Origin of the sequence: Martinezella calliandrae (assembly GCF_030272695.1) — a bacterium.
GTDB classification, from domain to species: domain Bacteria; phylum Pseudomonadota; class Alphaproteobacteria; order Rhizobiales; family Rhizobiaceae; genus Rhizobium; species Rhizobium calliandrae.
Map to the genome: position 1 here is coordinate 1 of NZ_JARFYN010000135.1, position 1,827 is coordinate 1,827.

Consider the following 1,827-nt stretch of genomic DNA (forward strand, 5'->3'; position numbering starts at 1 on the left):
TTCGTAAGCGGTGCATTGACCCCATCTGGCGATAGCGGGGGATCGGGCTTATTCGTGTGAGTTCAGGGAATGAGCTTGGTATGAATTGCTATGTCTGAACCTATGTCCGAACATAGAACGTTCCATATGATCGAAGCCGTTGCGGGTCGGCTGGAGGGCGCGCCGCGAGAGGTTCGACGTTGGTCAAATGAGTTGAAGGCTCAGGCGGTAGCCGAAAGCATGGAGCCAGGTGCGAGCGTTTCTGCGATAGCGAGGCGGATAGGGATCGACCCATCGCAATTGTTCACGTGGCGGCGCAATGCCCGACTGAAAGCGGAGGCTGTTGTTGATACGGCTCGGGGCGAAAGCTCCACCGCGGACATCATGATCGGCGACGCTGTGATCCGGGTGAATGTCGCGATCGACGAGCCACATCTCGTCAGGCTGATCCGCGCGGTACGCTCTGCATGATACCGGCTGGTACGAAGGTGTTCTTGGCCAGTCATCCCGTTGACTTCCGCAAAGGTCCAGACAGTCTTTTGGCGCTGGTGCGTGATGCTGGAAGTGATCCCTTCAATGGCTCGCTCTACGTTTTCCGTGCCAAAAGAGCAGACAGAATAAAGATCGCCTGGTGGGATGGCTCAGGCGTCTGCCTATATTCGAAGCGGCTCGAAAAAAATCAGTTCGTCTGGCCAAAAATCGGGCATGCCCGCGTGCAGCTCAATCACGCGCAACTGATGGCGCTGGTCGATGGGATGGACTGGAAACGCGTGCGCACGGTTGCGGTAAAGCGACCGGAATTTGTTGGGTAAAGCCCTGCGGCAGAGTGAATCAGGCGGCTGAAACTGAGGGCAAATCTCGCCGAAATATGCTCTACATAAGGGCATGAAACCAGCCGATCTCGAGCTTCCTGATGACGTTGATGCGCTGAAAGCCATGGTCATGGCGATGGCAGCAAAGGCTGCGCGCGCCGATGTTCTGGAAGACGAAGTCGCTGATCTGAAGGCCCGCAATACGGACGCGGACGAACAGATCGCCAAGTTGAAGCTGATCCTCAAAGCTTTCAATCGATACAGGTATGGCCGCCGTTCGGAAAAGCAGGGCAAGTCCATCGAGGCAGACCTGGACGAACAGGGCGCGTTTGTCTTCGAAGAAATCGACATTGGCATTGCCGCGATTGAGGCGCTGGTTTCCAAGGGCCGCAATCCAGGCGCTGCAAAGAGTGCGCCGCGCCCGCGCAAGGGCTTCCCGCCGCACCTGGAGCGGGTCCATGTAGTCATCGAGCCGGACGAACTGCCCGAACACGCTGGCAAACAGAAGGTCCTGATCGGGGAAGATACCTCCGAGCGGCTTGATGTCATTCCGCCGAAGTTCCGGGTGATCGTCACCCATCGCCCGAAGTATGCCTTCAAGAACGAAGACGGCGTCATCCAGGCCTCAGCCCCGGCGCATATCGTCGAAAGCGGCATTCCGACGGAAGCGCTGCTCGCCTATATCGCGGTCTCCAAATATGGCGACGGGTTGCCGCTCTATCGACAGGAGGCGATCTTCCTGCGCGACCATGTCGAGGTCGAGCGCGGTATCATGGCGCGGTGGATGGGTAAGCTCGGGTTCGAACTCGAGATCCTCGCGGACTACACCTTCAGCCAGATCAAACGAGGTGAACGAATATTCGCCGACGAGACGACATTACCGACACTTGTTCCCGGATCGGGGTCGGCAAAGACAGCGTATTTATGGGCGTACGCGCGGGATTATGTGCACCTCGTGATTATGCGCAGATTGCTGAGGCAGGAGGCTTTAACCGTCGGATTCTCGGACGACTTCCGGCTGGCGAACTGCGCATAA

The 1,827-nt window shown here is 57.6% G+C and carries 2 protein-coding genes and 1 pseudogene; all 3 read left to right on the plus strand.

Annotated elements, in window-relative coordinates; genetic code table 11:
- The first annotated feature begins 126 nt into the window (after positions 1–126).
- A complete protein-coding gene (locus PY650_RS36300; protein WP_040669324.1) occupies positions 127–450 on the plus strand; it encodes a transposase in 324 nt (107 codons plus the stop codon).
- Entirely contained in the window at positions 447–791 is a 345-nt protein-coding gene (tnpB, locus tag PY650_RS36305) for an IS66 family insertion sequence element accessory protein TnpB (protein ID WP_285884920.1), read from the plus strand. The genes PY650_RS36300 and tnpB overlap by 4 nt, the downstream gene beginning before the upstream one ends.
- 73 nt (positions 792–864) lie before the next feature.
- Positions 865–1,734 (plus strand): annotated as a pseudogene (locus PY650_RS36310) (IS66 family transposase); the annotation flags it as partial.
- Positions 1,735–1,827: the final 93 nt, after the last annotated feature.